The sequence below is a fragment of the Nocardia shimofusensis NBRC 100134 genome, from assembly GCF_001613125.1.
Lineage (GTDB): Bacteria > Actinomycetota > Actinomycetes > Mycobacteriales > Mycobacteriaceae > Nocardia > Nocardia shimofusensis.
Genome location: NZ_BDBT01000001.1, coordinates 158,642 through 176,900 on the forward strand (window position 1 = coordinate 158,642; position 18,259 = coordinate 176,900).

Here is an 18,259-nt window from a genome sequence, read left to right on the forward strand (position 1 = left end):
TCACAACCGCGATGCGCCGAGCGTCGCGTCGGCATGGCAGACACTGTGGAGGCGATGCGAGGAGATCACCCGCGGCACCGGATGATGGAAGCGGCGGAATCGAGGAGCGTGGCCGGAGGCGGCCGGGACGACGACACCGGAAGGAAGCTCATACGCATGGAGACGGTGACCTCGGCGGACGGCACCACGATCGCGTTCGACCGGATCGGCGCGAAGAGCAACGGCCCACAGCAGGCGGGCACCGAGCGTGCGGGGGCGGAGAACGCAGGCACGGGCAGCGTGATCCTCGTCGGCGGCGCGCTCGAGGACAGGCATTCGCCCAAGCTCACCGAGCTGGCCCGGCTGCTGGCCGACCGGTACGGCATCACCGCGATCGTCTACGACCGGCGCGGGCGCGGCGACAGCGGCGACACCCCCGGCGTCTACCAGGCGGGCAACGAGATCGACGATCTGGCGGCCCTGGTGGCGGCCGCGGGTGATTCGGTGACGTTGTTCGGCTGGTCCGCGGGGGCGGTGCTCGCTCTGCGCGCGGCGGCCTCGGGCCGGCTCTCCGCCGTCACGCGGGTGGTCGCGTTCGAGCCGCCGTTCGTCGTCGACCGCTCCGGCCACGTTCCGCCTGCCGATCTCGGCACCCGTCTCGAGCAGTTGATCGCCGAAGGCAAGTCCGGCCGCGCCGCCGCCTTCTACCTGCGCAAGGTCATGGGCGTGCCGCCGACGATGGTGACCGCCATGCGCTTGACCCCCTACTGGCGGTCGTTGAAAGCACTCGCCGCCTCCACGGCCCACGACTGGGCCGTGATCGGCCCGTACACCCGCGGCGAGGCGCTGCGCCCGGCCGACTGGTCCGGTCTGACGGTCCCGACCCTGGTCCTCTCCGGCGCCGACAGCGCCGCCAACATCAAGACCGCCGCCGCCGCGACCGCGAAGGCCCTGCCGCTGGCCCACCACCGCGAACTGCCTCGCCTCGGCCACGACCAGAACGCCGAACTCGTCGCCGCCCCCGTCGCCGAATGGATCACCGGCCACGGCGCCCTCTGACACACTGAAAACCGATGTCGGAGTATTGGAATCACAACACCGCCTTCCATCCCGAACTCGTCGCCGCCGTCCCCGGTCCGGGCGCACGAGTCCTCGACATCGGTTGCGGGGACGGACTTCTCCTCCAGCGACTCTCGGCGCGTGCGGGCTCCGTCGTCGGGATCGATCCGGACGAGGCGGCCGTCGTTTCCGCACGGTCGCGGCTGGCGAAGACGCCCGGCGCCGAAGTTCTCCACGGCGACTTCCTCCGCACCGAATTCGGCGAATCGCCTTTCGATCTCATCACCTGTGTGGCGGCCCTGCACCACATGCCGCTCGCCCCCGCGCTGGAGCGCATGGAGGAACTACTGACTCCGGGCGGAAAGCTGCATATCGTCGGACTGTCCGAGAACAAGACGATCGCCGACCACCTCGCCGCAGCCGCGATGAGCGTCCCGGTGATGGTCGTCAGCAGAATCCGCCGCCAGTCGGCCTACCCAGGAATGGTCATCGCGGAGCCGAAGGAGTCGATCGACGAGATCCGCACCACCGCCTCGGCGATCCTGCCCGGTCATCGACTCCGCCGCCGATTCCACTTCCGGTACTCGCTCACGTGGACGAAGCCGCTCGTTTCCGCGTGAGACCGCTTCGAGTCGTCGCCGATCACAGTGGGTTCTTGCGATAGAAGTCGCACGCCTCACCGGTGAGGTAGCCGTCCTTGCAGGCGAAATAGGTCTGGATGCAACCGCTGGTGTCGCAGCCGAGCTCGGCGAGGCGCTCGACGATGCGCAGGTTGTCCTGTTGCTCGGGGGACAACGCCGACGAGGTGGTGACGGGGGTCGTGGCCGGGGGCGGGGAACCGGACTCGGTACAGCCACTCAGGGTCAGGACGGCCGCTACCGCGCCGACCACGAGACCGCGTCTGTCCATTCCAGCCCTCCGTCCCCGATTGCGGGACAGTCAGCGTAACCGGAGAGTCGGGGCCGGGCCGGGGCGGCTGTTCGCCGCGGGGGCCTTCTTCGGGATTGTCCGGATCGTCAGCGGGCGGAACGGAGTAGCCGGTCAACCACCTGTGCGCTCGCCCCGGATGAGCGCGCCCAACGCTTCGCGGTCGGTCACGTCCACCTTTCCGCAGGCACGGTAGAGATGCCCCTCCACGGTGCGCACCGAGACGGTGAGGCGGTCGGCGATCTGGCGGTTGGACAGGCCGGCGGCGACCAGATTGGCGATCTCGCGTTCCCGCACGGTCAGCGGCAGGGGTTGGGCGGCGGCGCGCAGGGCGGGGGTGCTCGCGCCGCCGCAGACCGCGGCCAAGCGGTTCGCGGCGGCTGCCGACTCCGTCAGGCGCCGCCTGTCGTCGGCGCGTTCGTGGGCGGAAGCGGCCTGGGCGGCGGCGTCGGCGGCAGAGAGCAGCGCTCCGACCCGTTCGAAATCGACGGCGACGGCATCCAGGCCCGCGCCGTCGTGAGCGGCGAGCGCGCGGGCGTGAGCGGCCTGCACCACGACCAGCCTGCCTTCCACCCTGGTCGCCAGCTCGGTCAGGCGGTCGGCCACCGAGTGTTCGCCGAAGCGGGCGGCGACGTGCAGGGCGGTGGCCTCGATGGCGTATTGGTGAGCGTGGGCGGCGGCATCGGCGGCGTCGAGGGCCCGGCGCACAGCGGTGCTGACGGCGCCCTCGGCGGCGGCGAGACAGGCTTCGGCGACGGCGAGTTGCGGCTCGTAGACGGCGCTGTGCCTGCCGCCGCGCCGGTGCGCCTCAGCGATCGACTCGGCGCACTCGGCGGTCCGGCCGAGCGCGGCATAGGCCTCCGCCAGGCGGATACGGGCCGGAAAAGTCCAGGCGGCAGCGCCTTCGGCGGTCAGGGCGGCCAACGCCTGCTCGAGATGCTCGATGCCGTCGGGGAAACACCCCTGGGCGACGTCGACGGTGCCCTGCAAGATCTTCGACATGCCCCACGCCAGGTACTGGCCGGGCGCGGAGTAGCTGAATCGCGGTGCGGCGCAACGGCGTGCGGCGTCGTAGTCACCGGTGTAGAGCAGGCCGAGCACCTCGGCGTGGGTGGTCATGAAGCGGTTGAGGCCGTCGATGTGGCGGTCGACTTCGTGACCGCGCGCGGCGTAGCGGCGGGCGTCGGCGCCGCGACCGGTGAGCGCGAGCGCGAGACCGCCGCCGAACGCGGCCCACCACACCGCCCACGGCGGGGCGTCGGGATCGGTCATCACCGATTCCGCTTCGGCGAGCGCGTCGTCGATGCGGTTCTCGTTCACCGCGCAGGCCGAGGACAGGCCCGCCATGATCGCCATGATCTTGGGATGGCGCACGCCCGCGCGTACGCGGGCGAGCACGTCGTCGGCGCGATCGGCATCGCCCATGGACCACAACAGATTCGACACCCGAGTGCCGCCCCATCGCGCCAGTTGCGGTTCGGTGAGTTCGCCGGGATCGAAGGCGGCGAGGGTGCGTTCGGCCTCGATACGATGGCCCTGCCACAGCAGTGCGCGGGCCAGCAGGTCGGCGGCCTCCACCCCGCCCCTGCGCTCGACCGCGGCCCGGGCGAAGCGTTCGGCCAGCGGCAGATCGGCCAGCGCGATGGCATCGGTGGCGGCGGCCTCGAACAGGGCGAGGTCGGCGGATCTGTCGCTGTACAACGCCAATTCGGCCAGGCGGATGCGTTCGGAGGCGGAGTGGACCGGGCGCTGCTGCAGGGCCGAGAACAGCAGGCCGCGCAGTCTGCGAGCCGAGGCGATGCCGAGCCTGCGGCGGATCACCTCGCCGAAGAGCGGATGGTTGTAGCGGACGGTCAACTGACGGCCGTGCTCGACAACCCTGATGACGCCGCGGGTTTCGGCCGCCTCGACCGCGTCCTCGCCCGCCAGCTCGGCCAGTACGTCGAGGTCGATGGGCTCGCAGAAGGTCAGCAGTTCCAGCACCCGCAGCACCGGCTCGGGCAGTTGCTCCACCCGGTCCTCGAGCAAGGCGGCCAGTTCGGAGGTGACCGCGGCGCGCCCACGCAACTGCCACACCCCGTTGACCTGCCGCAGAGTGCCCGCCTCCAGCGCACCCTCCACCAGATGCTTGAGGAACAGGGCGTTTCCGCCGGAGGACTCCCACATCAGGTTCGCGGTGAAGCCTTCGAGCTGGCCGCCGAGCATGGACTCCACCAGTTCGACGCTCTGCTGCTCGGTGAACGGCCGCAGATCGACCCGCAACAGGTGCCCGTCCTTCCAGAGCGACGTGACCGCGTCGGGCACCGGCACGCCGACGCGCACGGTCGCCACCACACGCACGGCTTTGTCGATGGCCAGCTGCAACAGCAGGGTGGCCGAGAGCTGGTCGAGCAGATGGGCGTCGTCGACGCCGATGATGGTCGCGCCGTCGGCCAGCAGCGCCTCGCGCGCGGCGGACATGAAGGTGACCGGGTCGTGGGCGGTGTAGGCACCGACCATGTGCGCGAACACGCCCAGCGGTATGCCGCGGGCGGATTCGGTCCCCGCCACCCATCGGATCCGGCCGCCGATCGCGGCGCCGACCTGCCGGGCGAGCGTTGTCTTGCCTACACCGGCGTCACCGGTGAGTACGGCCCCCACGTATCGGGGGCCGGTGAGGGCCGCGCGGATTGTCTCGAACTCGGTTTCGCGCTCGACCATCGGCCAGTTCCGAGCCATGGGACAACTCTAGAGCGTTGCCCCTGTCCCGCGCGGGAACTCGGCTGCCGTGAGGTAACTCGATACCGGTCCGACACCGTTTCGCGCGAATTCGTTTCCGCTCGAAACCGTTTCCGGCATCAACCGGTCGGGCTCAGCCGAGCACGTCGTGGCGCACGATCGTCTGATCGCGGCCGGGACCGACGCCGATGCAGGAGATCCGGGCGCCGGAGAGCTCCTCGAGCCGCAGCACATACGCCTGCGCGTTGGCGGGCAGATCCTCGAAGGTGCGGGCTTGCGAGATGTCCTCCCACCAGCCCGGCATCTCCTCGTAGATCGGCTTGGCGTGGTGGAAATCGGTCTGGGTGGTGGGCATCTGCTCCACGCGCCGCCCGTCGATCTCGTAGGCCACGCAGATCGGCACCCGATCCAGGCTGGACAGCACGTCCAGCTTGGTCAGGAAGTAGTCGGTGATGCCGTTGACGCGGGTGGCGTAGCGGGCGATGACCGCGTCGAACCAGCCGCACCGCCGGGCGCGTCCGGTGGTCACGCCCACCTCGCCGCCCTGCTTGGCCAGGAATTCGCCGTGCTCGTCGAACAGCTCGGTCGGGAACGGACCCGAGCCGACGCGGGTGGTGTAGCACTTGAGGATGCCGAGCACCGTGTTGATCTTGTTGGGCCCGATGCCGGAACCGACGGCCGCGCCGCCCGAGGTCGGGTTCGACGACGTCACATACGGATAGGTGCCGTGGTCGACGTCGAGCAGGGTGCCCTGTGAGCCTTCCAGCAGCACCGTCTCGCCGCGCTCGAGCGCCTCGTTGAGCTGCAGGCGGGTGTCGGCGATGCGGTGCTTGAACTTGTCGGCCTGGCCGAGCACCTCGTCGACGACCTGCTGCGGGTCCAGCGCGCGGCGGTTGTAGATCTTCACCAGCACCTGGTTCTTGAACTCCAGGGCGGCCTCGACCTTCTGGGTGAGGATCTTCTCGTCGAGCACGTCGGCGGCCCGCACGCCGACCCGGGCGACCTTGTCCTGGTAGCAGGGGCCGATTCCGCGGCCGGTGGTGCCGATCTTCTTGTTGCCGAGGAATCGCTCGGTGACCTTATCGATGGCCACGTGGTACGGCATGATCAGGTGGGCATCGGCCGAGAGCAGCAGACCCGAGGTGTCGACGTCGCGCTTCTCCAGTCCCTCCAGCTCCTCGAGCAGCACGCCCGGGTCGACCACGACGCCGTTGCCGATGACGTTGCGCACGCCCGGGGTCAGGATGCCCGACGGGATCAGATGCAGGGCGAACTTGTCACCGTTGGGCAGAACCACGGTGTGACCTGCGTTGTTGCCACCTTGGTACCGAACCACCCATTGCAACCGGCCACCGAGCAGGTCGGTTGCTTTGCCCTTACCCTCGTCGCCCCATTGGGCGCCGATGAGGACGATTGCCGGCATTGTGGGTCTCCTACGGATCGACACGCAGCACGCCTGTGCTGCGGCTACCTGCCGTACTGAGGCGGTGGCCGGAAGGACAGTTTACCCAAGTGCCCTGAGGGTGCCCTCAACCAGGCACCCCGCGCCATGTACTCATGAGGCCGACCGGCCTGTGCTCACAGCCGCACCGGCCTGAGCTCACAGCCGCACCGGCCTGAGCTCACAGCCGCACCGGCCTGAGCTCACAGCCGCACCGGCCTGAGCTCACAGCGGCGACCCGGCCTGCGATCACAATGCCGACTCGGCCCGGGCATGAGCGTGCGAACGCGACTATGGTTGCTGCGGGCGAGCCGGATGAACGGCCCGCTCGATGCGTGAGGGCCGACTTCGGGTCGGCCGGAAACCAGGAGGGTGTACGGCGGTTTGAGTACCCACGTTCTCCGCTGCGACCGGGCGCCGGTCCCGATCGCGCTAGCGGCGCTGGCGACCACTCAGACGGCGGCCATCCCGGACACCACGGTGATCGACGAACTGTTGCCGGTGCTCGCCGCGGACAGCCTGCCGCGCCTGATCGTGCTCGGCGAGGACGCCGCGCTCGCGGCTGTCCTGACCCACTTGATGCGCACCGAACGCCTGCACGTCGAAATCGGTTACGTGCCCATCGACCGGACCTACGGCGCCCGGGCCTACGAGGTCGGCACCGGGAACTCCGCGGCCAAGCGCGCCATCGGCGGCAAGGCCGCCCAGACGCCGCTGATCCGCGACGACACCGGCACGGTACTGGTCGGCCGGGCCAGCATCACCGGACCCGACGGCGGCAGACTCGAGGGCGAGGCGTACGTCGACGACACACTGCTGTTCACCGGCCAGGTCAATGCCATGCACATCTCCCCCACCCTGCACATGCCCGGCGTGCGGGCCGCGGTGGCGAAGGGACTGCGCAAGCGACGCTGGCTCGAGGGCAGGGCCGCGCAGCTCGGCTCGCCCGGCGCGGTCGTCACCCGCGACGGCGTCCGCGGCCCCCGCGCCGTGCCACGCTCCACCTTCTACCGTCATCACGAACCCTGGCTGTTGGTGCGATGAGTTTGTCCTCTCCGCTCGGTCGCAGCGCTGTGCGACCGAGCCCGATTTTTCTGCTGGTCGTCGCGGTCACCGTGGCCGGTGGCGCACTGGCCTGGATCTCCGAGACCGGCAGCGCGACCGCGGGCATCGGGGTGTTCGTGCTGGTGGTGGCGGGCTGGATCGTCACGCTGTGCCTGCACGAGTTCGCGCACGCCTATCTCGCCTGGCGGGCCGGCGACCGCGAAGTGGAGTTGCGCGGCTATCTCACGCTCAACCCGCTGAAATACGCCCACCCGCTGCTGTCGATCGTGTTGCCGGTGGTGTTCATCGCGCTCGGCGGCTTCGGCCTGCCCGGGGGCGCGGTCTACGTGCACTCCCACAATGTGAGCCCGCGCGAGCAGCGGATGATCAGCGGCGCGGGCCCGGCGGTCAATGCCGCGTGCGGTGTGGTGATCCTGTTGGCGGTAGCGCTGTTCGGCAGTGCGACAAGCCATTCCGCGTTCTGGTACGGCCTGGCGTTCCTCGGCTTCCTCCAGGTCACCGCGACGCTGCTGAACCTGCTGCCCATCCCCGGCCTCGACGGCTACGGCATTCTCGAGCCCTCGCTGAGTTACCGGACTCGCCGTTCGCTCGACCAGATCAAGCCGCTGGGCATGCTGCTGCTGTTCGCGCTCATCCTCACCCCGGCGGTGAACCGCCCGTTCTTCGACGCGATCTACGCGATCTGCGAACTGTTCGGCGTGCCGGATCTATGGGTGGCACGCGGGGCGGGGCTCGTCCGGTTCTGGATGTGAGCCCCTCGTCGGCCGGCCACTGCCGACGGTAGGAGTGCGAGTGTGAGCGGTCGCGAGTAGCGCACTACTCGAGCGAATGGTGCGGGCGGACATAGGGATTGGGGACCGTCGGCGGCAGCAACGCGATCGCGGAGATGCGCTGCAGCCCGCAGGCCTGCAGCAGGTCCACCAGAATCGAGCGGACCTGCGCGAACACCACGTGCGCGGACAGGCCGGCGCCCTCGACGAGTTCCGGGCGCGCCTTCCTGGCCACCGAGCGCAGTACCCGTGCGGCCTCGGCCTGATCCGGTTGTTCGCCCGGGTCGGCCATGATCGAGCGGCGCACCACGTCGACCGCCTCGGACAGAGCCGCGATCACCTCGATCACGCGCGGATCGATGATCTCGTCGTCGCGGACCAGCGTCAGCGAACGGCGCAGCATCACCCTGGTGTTGCGCACCGCGTTGTCCACCGAGTCGGCGACAGCGCGCAGACGCTCCAGGCGCGGGCGGGAATTCCAGTAGAGCGGGGAGATCCGGCTGATCTCCTTGCCGCCCTCCAGACTCGAGCGCAGCGATTCGATGGCCGACTGGGTGCCGCGGACCGCCTCGAGTGCGTCGCCGATCTTGCGCGGATCCTGTTCCAGCAGCCCGTCCGCGCCGTCCGCCAGCGCCTTGCGCACCACCTCCAGTACGTTTCCGGCGTGCTCACGGGCGCGGCGTACCGGATGGACCGGGATCGCCGCGACCACGACCACCCCCACCAGACCACCGACCAGCGCGTCGATCATGCGGTCGAAACTCGCGTTCGACGAGGGCGGCATGAGCGTGGCGACCAGAACCGCCGAACCGGCCGCCTGGATGCTGATGATCGAACCGCCGTCGACGAACACCGCCAGGGCCATGGCGACCACCACCACCAGCGCGATCTGCCAGACGCCGGTGCCCACCGCGGAGATGAACAGGTCCCCGATGCCGATTCCCACCGCCACACCGACCACCAGCTCCGCCGAGCGCCGGATCTTCGCCCCGAACGACAGGCCGATCGAGATGACGGCGGCGGTCGGGGCGAAGAACGGGTTGAGATGACCGATCACGTTGTGCGCGATGAACCAGGCCAGCGCCGCGCCGAGTGCGCACTGCACGATCGGTAACGCGGACAACCGCAGCCGCGCCCAGGAGGCGCGCAACCGCTGCGCACCGCTTTCCCTGGCCGCTCCGAAGCGGGAATCCGCGCGGGTCACTCCCTGGTCAGTCGAGACCCAGCTCGGCCGCCGCCCGCGGATCGCAGTCCTCGAGCAGATCCAGGCAGCGGGCGTACTCGTCGTTCTCGCCGATGGCCTTGGCCGCCCGCGCCAGCGCGCCGACACTGCGCAGGAAGCCCTGGTTGGGCTCGTGGCTCCACGGCACTGGGCCGAAGCCCTTCCAGCCGTTGCGGCGCAGCAGGTCCAGGCCGCGGTGGTAGCCGGTGCGGGCGAAGGCGTAGGCCGAGACGATGTCGTGGTTGACCGCGGTGTCCGCGGCCTCACCGCGATCGAGCGCGGCTTCGGCCAGATAGGCCCACGCGATCGAGGCAGCCGGATGTTCGGCCACCACCTGAACGGGGTCGGCCTTGTTCAGCAAGGCCTCCTCCGCCTCGGAGTTTTCGGGTAGCAACACCGGCTGGGGTCCGAGCAGGTCTCCGAACGAGGTCATGCGGTTCATTGTGCACCGGTTCCCCCAGGCCGTGGCGACGGGGGAATCGGTGCCGCCACCCCGCGCGGTCGATAGGCTGGCCGTCGAGTTCACTTCAGATCGGCGCGAGCAAGGGGTAGTGGTGTCCGACCCGAACGACGAGAAGAGCCCGGCGCGCGAGGCCGCCGGTTCCGGCGCGCGGCCGGACGCGGCCACCGAATCGAGTGCCGCCACCGACCGCACGGCGCCCGCCGACTCGTCCGGCTCGACCTCCTCGAACACCGAAACCCCTGGTAGACAGCCAGGTTCGAGCAGCGCCTCCGGCGACGCGACGGCCTCCTCCGACTCTGTGTCCGGGTCCGCGGCCGGTGGTTCCGCCGAGACCGGGCAGGACGGGTGGGAACGCCCGGACTCGCCCGCCGGCGACGGCCCCCCGCGAACTCAGGGCGCCCCGTACAGCCGTAAGACCGTCGTCGGCGGCGAGCGGCCGGGAGCGTCCGCATCCGGTGCGGCGAAGCCGTCCACGGGGGCGGCGAAAGGGCCGGAGTCGACCGGTGCGGGCGATCGGCCCGACCCGGCGGCAGATCCCGGCAACCCGGTCGCATCCGGCGCGCCGACGCCCGGCAATCCTTCGACGGCGAACGATCCCAGCGGCACTGCGCCCACCCAGCGCATCCCCCTCCCCGGCCCCGCGGCGACCTCTGCCCCGGCCGCAGACGGCTCTGCCCCCGACGTAGACGGCTCTGCCCCCGACGCAGACGCCTCTGCCCCCGACGCAGACGCCTCTGCCCCGGCCGCCGGCGCTCCGGCGCCGAGCGGAAGTGAGTCGAGCGGCTCGGCACCCACACGGAAGCTCGCCAGCCCAGGGGCGGGAGCGCCGAACAGTTCGGCGGAACCGGAGGCAGAGGCGAAGCCGGATGCCGAGGCACCGGATGCCCAGGCAGACCCGGTCGCCGAGGCAGACCCGGTTGCCGAGGCGGGGGCGATCGGCGCGAAGTCGGCCTCGGACGCCGCGGCCCCCGCCACGGCGTCGGCGTCCGGGTCGGAGCGCCCCGACGAGGCCGTCACTCGACGAATCAGCACGTCGCAGGTGAGCGGTACCGCGGCAGCCGCCGAATCGACGGCAGGCTCGAAGGCCACGGCTCCGGATGCGGCGAATGGCGCCGAGACCGAGCCGGCCGGGAACCCGGCCGAGGACTCGGGCGAGAAGCAGCCGTCTGCGGATGCCGAGCGCGCCGACGCTGCCGAGGGCACGGAAAACGCTGTGCCCGAAGCAGACAGGGACGCGATGGCAACGGCGAATGGCACGCCGGCAGGCCCGCAGTCCACGGACGACGAGTCCGAGGCCGCGCCCGAGGCGTCGACCGACCCGGAGCCCGCCGCACGCGAAGGAACCGATCAGCAGCCCGGCGCGGTGGCCGCGACAGGAGCGGACGCGGTAGCCGGAAACGCCGACGCGGCCGGAGCCGATCTCACCGCCGCTTCCAGCAGCCCCGATCCGGCGGAGACCGACACGGCGCGAGCGGAAGCGGATGGGTCCGAGACGGCCACTGCGCCGCGGGCTGAGCAAGCCGGTGATGGCCCGGCCGATTCCGGTCGCCCGGATGCGGGCGACGCACACGCCGATCAGGTCGCGGGCGCCCCGGCCGGTTCAGCTCCGTCCGGTTCGGTGCGGACACCGGATCAGGCAAGCCCGGACCAGACAGGCCCGGATCAGGCCGCATCGGATCAGGCAGGCCCGGATCAGGCCGCATCGGATCAGGCGGCATCGGATCACGGCGATGCGGATCGGACCGTGTCGATTCCGGCCGCGGAGCCGGCGGCATCGGATCAGGACGATGCGGATCGGACCGTGTCGATTCCGGCCACGGAGCCGACACATCCGGGTGGGGTCGACGCCGCGGGCGGTGGAGCGAGTGGCGCGCAGCCGAGCACGGGCGACGCGGGTGCCGACGCGCCCACGGCGGTGATTCGCAAGGACGATGTCGCGTCGGCCGTGAAGGCGGCGGGAGCGGCAGCCCAGGACGCCGCGCCTGGCTCGCCCTCGGCCGATACGAACCAGACGGTGGTGATTCGTCGTTCCGATCTCCCCGGGAAGCCGGGACGGGCCGAGGCCGTGCAGGGTGCACAGGCCGGGACCGCTGCCGGTGAGCCGAAGTCGGGACAGCAGCCGGACGTTCCGGGTGACGCGGGTGACGCCGACGCCGCGACAGTCGCCATGCCGATGGTTCCGGTCGACGATCAGAAGACGACCGCGCTGCCGATCCAGCGACCGGACCAGACCGATCGGGTGACCGGCCGTCCGCCGTTGAGCAAGCCGCCGAGCACACCGCGCTCCGCGTCGGGGCCGAGGCAGGCCGGGTCCAAGCAGGCCGGACCCTCCGGTCCGCCGCCTGCCGGACCGCACGGTCCCGAGCAGGGCAGGCCGCACGGTCCCGAGCAGGGCAGGCCCCAGGGGCAGGCCCCGGGCAGGCCGCACGGAACGGGCGGGCCGCACGGAACGGGCGGGCCGCAGGGCCCCGCCCGAAGCGGACCGCAGAACTCCGGACAAGGCGGGTCGCAAGGACCGGCGCAAGGTCAGCCGCACGGCCCAGGACAGGGCGGAGCCCACGGACCACAAGGCCAGCCGCCAAGCCTGGGAAAGGGTGGGCCCCAAGGACCGGCGCAAGGCCGGCCGCAGGGTCAGGCACAGGGCGGTCCCCAGCGTTCGGGTCCGGCCCAGGGCCAGGGGCAGGGCCCCGGGCAGGGCGCACCGCAGGGCCCTGTCCGGGTCGGACCGGGCGGTCCGACACTGGTGAAGCCGGGCGGCGCGCCCTCCCCGGCGGATCAGAACGCGACCCACCCCGCGCAACCGCTCGACGAGCGACCGCGCCAGATCGCACAGCCGCAGCGGGTGCCACCGGCTCCCGCGCAGCCTGCCACTCAGGCGAAGGGCGAGTCCGAGTCCGGGCACTCGCGACGATGGCTGCTCGCGGTCGGTGCGGCGGTGGTGCTCGTGCTGGCGCTGATCGGTGCGGCCGCGGCGCTCGTCGGCGGCGGCGACTCGCCGGAAGATCAGGTGCGGGCCGCGATCGGCGATTACACGTCGGCGCTGCACGACGGCGACCTGGACGGGTTGCGCGACAGCACCTGCGGGACGCTGCACGAGTTCTATCGGGATCTGCCCGCGGACCAGTTCGCCGGAGTGCATCAGCAGTCGGTGCAGCAGCGCAGCATTCCGTTGGTGGCGAGCGTGGATGCCATCAAGATCACCGACAGCACCGCGCTGGCGCTGGCGACGGTGTACACCGAGGCGGATCCGGGGAATCGTTCGGAGCGAACCTTCGATCTGGAGAAGACCGAAGAAGGCTGGAAGGTCTGCGACCGCCCCACCGAGTCCTCGTGATCCCGCCCCGGCATCCGGTCGCGGTCGTCACACTTCCCTGGTCAACCGACCATCCCGGCCACTAGCATGGCCGGGATCATGGGCAGTGAACAGACGATGACGGCACCGGAAACCGACGCTCCAGCGATGGAGTCGCCGGGAATCGCAGCAACGGAGTCGCCGGCGGGGCGCCGTTTTCTGGTGCGCGACCCCTATCACGTGGGCCGGGAGAAGGTGCGCGAGTTCGCGCGGGCGGTGCAGAACAGCCATGGCGCGCACCATTCCGACGCCGACGCCCACCGGCTCGGCTTCGAGCGCCTCATCGCACCGCCCACCTTCTCCTCGGTGATCGGTATGGCCGCCACCAACGCACTGCTCGACTCGGTGCTGCTGGAATACGACCTGGCCCAGGTGCTGCAGACCGATCAGACCTTCGAATTGCGCCGTCCGTTCCTGCCCGGGGACGCGATCCGCACCCAGGTGATCATCGAGTCGATCCGCACCTTCGGCGACAACGACTTCATCTGCGTGCGCGCCGAGATGACCGATCAGCACGACGAGATTGTGCAGGTCGCCTCGACCACGATCGTGGCCCGTCGCGGCGCGGAGATCGATCCGGACCTGGCGAAGATGGTGCAGAACATCTTCATGCACTCTCGCCCGGCCACCGATCTCGCCGACTCCGGCGTGCTGATCGCGCTCGACGGCGAGAGCCCGGTGACTCGCAAGGCGGCCCTGCCCCGGGTGCACACCATCCCGGCGTTCGCCGATCTCGCCGAAGGCGACCGATTGCCCACCGGCACCGCCCGGCTGACCCGCGGCGATCTGGTCAACTACGCCGGCGTCGCGGGTGACCCCAATCCGATCCACTTCAGCGAGGAGGCCGCCCAGCTGGTCGGCCTGCCGACGGTGGTCGCGCACGGAATGCTCACCATGGGCCTGACCGCCGACTACCTGACCTCCTGGCTCGGTGATCCGGCCGCGATCGAGACGTTCAGCGTCCGCTTCTCCGGGTTCGTCCCGGTGGAGGTCCACGCGCCTGCCGTCATCGACTTCTCCGGCAAGATCAAGGCGCTGCACCCCGAGCGCCGCGCCGCCACCGTGATGCTCGGCGCGACGTCCCAGGGCCGCAAGCTCTTCGGTCGCGCGATCGCCGACGTCCGGCTCTCCTGATCCGAGCCGGGCCGGACCGCACGCGCCCCTGTCCGGCGATCAGCCGAGTTCGGCGCGCACCAGGTAGACGTTGTAGTCACTCCAGGTCGAGATGTTGAAGTACAACTCGTCGCCGCTGGACCAGGGATGGATGAAGCCGCCGTAGAGCTCGGGGTGGTCGAACACGGTCACCGTGGGTGTGGGCTCGGACCACGCGCCCTGCGGGGTGGCCGACTCGCGCACCACGATGGCGGCGCGGGCGGTGTCGAGGTAACTCATCTGCCAGACGCCCCGGTCGGCCGCGTAGCGCACCGACAACTCGCCCACCGGCCCGTCCATGATCGGGGTCGCCCCCGCCGCGCCCCCGACCGGGGTCCACTGTCCGTCCCGCCAGTACTGGTAGGCGGTGGTGTTGAGGATCTGGTCCTTGGCGACCCTGGCCAACCCCACCGAGCCGAGACGGGTGCTCGGCGTGCCGAACATGTAGACGTGCTCGCCGTGCGGAACCATCGCGCTCACCTGGAAACTCGCCAAGCCGAAGATGTTGTCCCAGCGGGCGTGACGGTCCTTGGTCCAGGTCTGCCCGCCGTCGTCGGAGTAGGCGATGCCGCCGTAGTTGGTGTAGAAGGTGCCGGGCAGGCTGTTCCAGGTGCGCAGCGACATGTAACTCATGTACTGCCTGCCGTCGAGCGCGAACCCGGAGGTCGGGATGGTGGTCATCTCGACGTTGTCGAGTTTGCGGCTGGAGAGCACCTCGGCGGCGTGGCAGCGGCTGTCGGTGACCATCCGGTCGAAGGTCACGCCGTCGGACAGGTCGGTGTCGGTGCTGAAGGCCAGCACATTGCTGCGCCAGTCCCCGCCGAACCCGCCGGGCGGATGGAAGCCACGGCCCACGGTGTCACCGAAGGCGACGGCGATCTCCCCGGGCGCGCTCTCCCACATGATCCCCAGATCCGTGCCGTCGACCTGCCAGCGCTTGTCGGTGCGGTTCACCGAGTTCGCACCGGTCTGCTTGGCGATCTCCTGCACCCGAAGGACTTGCGGCGCCGCGGGTGCCACCTCACGCGGAGCCGCCTCGGTGGGCGGGGTGACCGGTGCGGGTGGCGGCGGGCCCTCCCCCGGATCAGGGCTGGGACCGGGGAGCGCGAAGTGGAACGGCTGGGGCTTCAGCAACAGCTGCGGGATCCCCAGCTGTTCGGCGAGATTCGGCGGCGGCTCGGGCAGATCGGTGAGATCGGGACAGGGGTTGTCGCAGGGATCCTCGGGCAGCGCCATCTCGACGCGCACCGGTTCCGGCTCGGGCGGCGCCGGCGGCAGCACGGTGATCACCGGATACGGGATCGGCATCTCGAGCGTCTCGGGAATCAGATCCTCGTGCACCGGAACGGGATCGGTGACACACGGCCCCGTGCCGGGAATCGGTACACGCTCGTCCGGCCCGGCCCACGCCGAACCCTGGTGCAACACAACGAACAAACCCGCGACGCCGAGCGCGGCGGTCACCCGCATGGACATCTCAACCTCTCGTGTCGGAAACCGCTCGCGATCAGCGGCAGGCCTGTGATCAGCGCAGACCCTACCGGTCGCATGGGGTTCCGCGGGCGCGAACTCCGACGACGGCGGTTGTCGGGCGCGGCGCCCCCTGCCTGCGCCGGGTCAGGAGGACGCCGCGTCAGGACTACGCCGCACCGAGAGACGATGCCGCACCGAGAGACGATGCCGTACCCAGCCGATGCCGCACCGAGAGATCGCCCGCGCTACGAGGGCGCCGCGGCTAGGAGGACGCCTTGAAGGTGAGTACGGTGGAGCCGATGCGGATCATGTCGCCGTCGGCGAGCAGCGCGCTCTCGATCGGATCCTCGTTGATGTAGACGCCGTTGGCCGAATGCAGATCCTTGATCAGCAGACCGGCGCGGCTGGGCATGATGTGCGCGTGGTAGCGGCTGGCCTTGGGGTCGTCGAGGACCAGATCGTTGTCGGTCATCCGCCCGATGCGCATCCCCGCGTGCGAGATCGGCAGCACCCGGCCGTCGGGCAGCCGGAGCGCACCGCTGCGCACCGTGCGCGGGCCCTCGGTGACGGTCTCGGTCATCGCCGCCGCCATCCGCTCGACCTGCTTGAACTCCTTGGTGCTCAACGGTTCCTGCCGAAGCACCCGCTGCTCCAGCTCCACCAGGGCGGGCCCGGGGTCGATGCCGAGTTCGTCGGCGAGCACGGTACGCACCCGGCGGCAGGCGTCCAACGCGTCCGCCTGACGGCCGGACAGATACAGCGCGGCGATGAGCTGACCCCACAGCGGCTCGCGCAGCGGATGCTCGGTGGTCATGGTGACCAGTTCGCTGATCACCGAAGACGCCCGTCCGCAGGCGATTTCGGCGTCGATGCGGGCGGAGGCGGCCAGCAGCCGTTCCTCCTCCATCGCGGTGGCGAAGCTGTCGGCGAACTGCAGACCGCTCAGGTCCGACAGCGCGCGCCCGCTCCATTCCTCGAGCGCGCGACCGTAGGCCAGCGAGGCGCCGGTGTGGTCGCCGATATCGGCGGCCTTGGCGCCGGTGTCGCAATGCGCTTCGAAACGGCCGATGTCGCAGCCGTTCTCCGGAATCTCCAGCCGGTATCCGGAGGACTCGGTGCGCAACACCGTCGCCGGGTCGACTCCGGCGGTGCGCAGCGCCTTACGGATATTGGAGACGAAGACCTGCAGGCTGGCCGCGTAGGAATCCGGCGGATCCTCGTTCCACACCATGTCCGCCAACGCCGCGGACGACACCGCGCGCCGCCGGTTGACGGTGAGCGCGGCCAGCAGAGCTCGCGGCTTGGGCCCGCCGACCGCCACCGGCTCGCCGCCGACGAACAACCGGACGGGCCCGAGCACACGTACATCCAGACTCATGAGCTCGGGCCTCGTCTTTTCGATCAGAGCCTATGGACCAGACCTGTCAGGCGCTGATCGACCGGCCCGCCGACCTCAGGTCGTTGCATGCCTCGACCACGCGCTCGGCCATCGAGGCCTCGGCCTTCTTCAGGTAGCTGCGCGGGTCGTAGGTCTTCTTGTTGCCGACCTCGCCGTCGATCTTGAGCACGCCGTCGTAGTTGGCGAACATGTGCCCGGCGACCGGGCGGGTGAAGGCGTACTGGGTGTCGGTGTCGACGTTCATCTTCACCACGCCGTAGCGCAGCGAGTCGTCGATCTCGGACTTCAGCGAGCCGGAGCCGCCGTGGAAGACGAAGTCGAACGGCTGCGCGTCGGCGCCGAGGCCCAGCTTCGCGGCCGCGACGCGCTGCCCCTCGGCCAGCACCTCGGGACGAAGCACCACGTTGCCCGGCTTGTACACGCCGTGCACATTGCCGAAGGTGGCCGCGAGCAGGTACTTGCCGTTCTCGCCCGCACCGAGCGCGTCGATGGTCTTCTCGAAGTCCTCGGGCGAGGTGTAGAGCTTGTCGTTGATCTCGGCCTCGACACCGTCTTCTTCACCGCCGACGACGCCGATCTCGACCTCGAGGATGATGTTGGCCGCCGCGGTGGCCTTCAGCAGTTCCTTGGCGATCTCGAGGTTCTCGTCGATCGGGATGGCCGAGCCGTCCCACATGTGCGACTGGAACAACGGGTTGCCCCCGGCGTTGACGCGCTCCTGGGAGATCGCGATCAGCGGGCGGACGAAGCCGTCCAGCTTGTCCTTGGGGCAGTGGTCGGTGTGCAGGGCGATGGTCACGTCGTACTTGGCCGCGACCACGTGCGCGAACTCGGCGAGGGCGACCGCGCCGGTCACCATGTCCTTCACGCCGAGACCGGAGCCGAACTCCGCGCCACCGGTCGAGAACTGGATGATGCCGTCGCTGCCCGCGTCGGCGAAGCCCTTGATGGCGGCGTTGACCGTCTCCGACGAGGTGCAGTTGATCGCCGGGAAGGCGAAGGAGTTCTGCTTGGCGCGAGCCAGCATCTCGGCGTAGACCTCGGGGGTTGCGATGGGCACTGAACAGACCTCCATGTACGACGCTCTCCGCCCGCCGGCGCGGGACGGGTGCTGATCCTGCTGATCAGCCTAAGCGAGACGGCGCCCCACTCGACAGGGACCCCGGAAGCCGCCGTGCGACGCGCGCCACAATTAGGCAGGGTCTCGGAATATCGGTACCCTTGGCCACGTGATTGCGC

The 18,259-nt window shown here is 70.3% G+C and carries 14 protein-coding genes; 6 read left to right on the top strand and 8 right to left on the bottom strand.

What is annotated here, in order from left to right; all coding sequences use genetic code 11:
* The first annotated feature begins 156 nt into the window (after window positions 1-156).
* Together NS3_RS00780 and NS3_RS00785 are read left to right on the top strand one after the other, a co-directional pair.
* A complete protein-coding gene (locus NS3_RS00780) occupies window positions 157-1,038 on the top strand; it encodes an alpha/beta hydrolase (protein ID WP_067852745.1) in 882 nt (293 codons plus the stop codon).
* Window positions 1,039-1,052: 14 nt separating this feature from the next.
* Window positions 1,053-1,658 carry a class I SAM-dependent methyltransferase gene (locus NS3_RS00785; protein WP_067852242.1) on the top strand — a complete coding sequence of 202 codons (606 nt, stop codon included), beginning with the start codon at window positions 1,053-1,055 and terminating at the stop codon, window positions 1,656-1,658.
* Window positions 1,659-1,680: 22 nt separating this feature from the next.
* Here the strand turns inward: NS3_RS00785 and NS3_RS00790 are convergent, their stop codons facing one another.
* The 3 genes from NS3_RS00790 to NS3_RS00800 all read right to left on the bottom strand — a co-directional run bounded on the left by NS3_RS00790 (window position 1,681) and on the right by NS3_RS00800 (window position 6,106).
* On the bottom strand, window positions 1,681-1,947 hold the full coding sequence (locus tag NS3_RS00790) for a hypothetical protein (protein ID WP_067852245.1): 267 nt from the start codon (window positions 1,945-1,947) through the stop codon (window positions 1,681-1,683).
* Window positions 1,948-2,079: 132 nt separating this feature from the next.
* Window positions 2,080-4,683, bottom strand: a complete 2,604-nt coding sequence (locus tag NS3_RS00795; protein ID WP_067852247.1) for a helix-turn-helix transcriptional regulator — start codon at window positions 4,681-4,683, stop codon at window positions 2,080-2,082.
* Window positions 4,684-4,816: 133 nt separating this feature from the next.
* Entirely contained in the window at window positions 4,817-6,106 is a 1,290-nt protein-coding gene (locus NS3_RS00800; protein WP_067852249.1) for an adenylosuccinate synthase, read from the bottom strand.
* Window positions 6,107-6,508: 402 nt separating this feature from the next.
* Here NS3_RS00800 and NS3_RS00805 point away from each other — a divergent pair, with 402 nt between their 5' ends.
* Both NS3_RS00805 and NS3_RS00810 read left to right on the top strand, forming a co-directional pair.
* Window positions 6,509-7,168, top strand: coding sequence for a hypothetical protein (locus NS3_RS00805; RefSeq protein WP_067852747.1), 660 nt, complete (start codon window positions 6,509-6,511; stop codon window positions 7,166-7,168).
* Window positions 7,169-7,170: 2 nt separating this feature from the next.
* The gene (locus tag NS3_RS00810; protein ID WP_067852251.1) at window positions 7,171-7,941 is read left to right on the top strand and encodes a site-2 protease family protein; all 771 of its coding nucleotides are present in this window, start codon (window positions 7,171-7,173) and stop codon (window positions 7,939-7,941) included.
* Window positions 7,942-8,005: 64 nt separating this feature from the next.
* Here NS3_RS00810 and NS3_RS00815 read toward each other — a convergent pair whose 3' ends face one another.
* Window positions 8,006-9,163, bottom strand: coding sequence for an FUSC family protein (locus tag NS3_RS00815; RefSeq protein WP_067852253.1), 1,158 nt, complete (start codon window positions 9,161-9,163; stop codon window positions 8,006-8,008).
* A 7-nt stretch (window positions 9,164-9,170) separates the two neighbouring features.
* On the bottom strand, window positions 9,171-9,623 hold the full coding sequence (locus tag NS3_RS00820; protein WP_084494966.1) for a DUF3151 domain-containing protein: 453 nt from the start codon (window positions 9,621-9,623) through the stop codon (window positions 9,171-9,173).
* 112 nt (window positions 9,624-9,735) lie between these two features.
* On the opposite strand from NS3_RS00820, the gene NS3_RS29670 reads away from it, so the two are divergent.
* On the top strand, window positions 9,736-12,978 hold the full coding sequence (locus NS3_RS29670; RefSeq protein WP_174550412.1) for an Rv0361 family membrane protein: 3,243 nt from the start codon (window positions 9,736-9,738) through the stop codon (window positions 12,976-12,978).
* A 126-nt stretch (window positions 12,979-13,104) separates the two neighbouring features.
* A complete protein-coding gene (locus NS3_RS00835; protein WP_245649381.1) occupies window positions 13,105-14,130 on the top strand; it encodes a fused (3R)-hydroxyacyl-ACP dehydratase subunits HadA/HadB in 1,026 nt (341 codons plus the stop codon).
* A gap of 39 nt (window positions 14,131-14,169) precedes the next feature.
* Here the strand turns inward: NS3_RS00835 and NS3_RS00840 are convergent, their stop codons facing one another.
* The 3 genes from NS3_RS00840 to fbaA all read right to left on the bottom strand — a co-directional run bounded on the left by NS3_RS00840 (window position 14,170) and on the right by fbaA (window position 18,095).
* Complete coding sequence (locus tag NS3_RS00840) at window positions 14,170-15,624, bottom strand: glycoside hydrolase family 183 protein (protein ID WP_067852258.1); 1,455 nt, start codon at window positions 15,622-15,624, stop codon at window positions 14,170-14,172.
* A 259-nt stretch (window positions 15,625-15,883) separates the two neighbouring features.
* Window positions 15,884-16,999, bottom strand: a complete 1,116-nt coding sequence (locus tag NS3_RS00845; RefSeq protein WP_067852260.1) for a BTAD domain-containing putative transcriptional regulator — start codon at window positions 16,997-16,999, stop codon at window positions 15,884-15,886.
* A 46-nt stretch (window positions 17,000-17,045) separates the two neighbouring features.
* Window positions 17,046-18,095: a class II fructose-bisphosphate aldolase gene (fbaA, locus tag NS3_RS00850; RefSeq protein ID WP_281204534.1), complete on the bottom strand. Its 1,050-nt coding sequence runs from the start codon at window positions 18,093-18,095 to the stop codon at window positions 17,046-17,048.
* Between the last annotated feature and the right edge of the window lie 164 nt (window positions 18,096-18,259).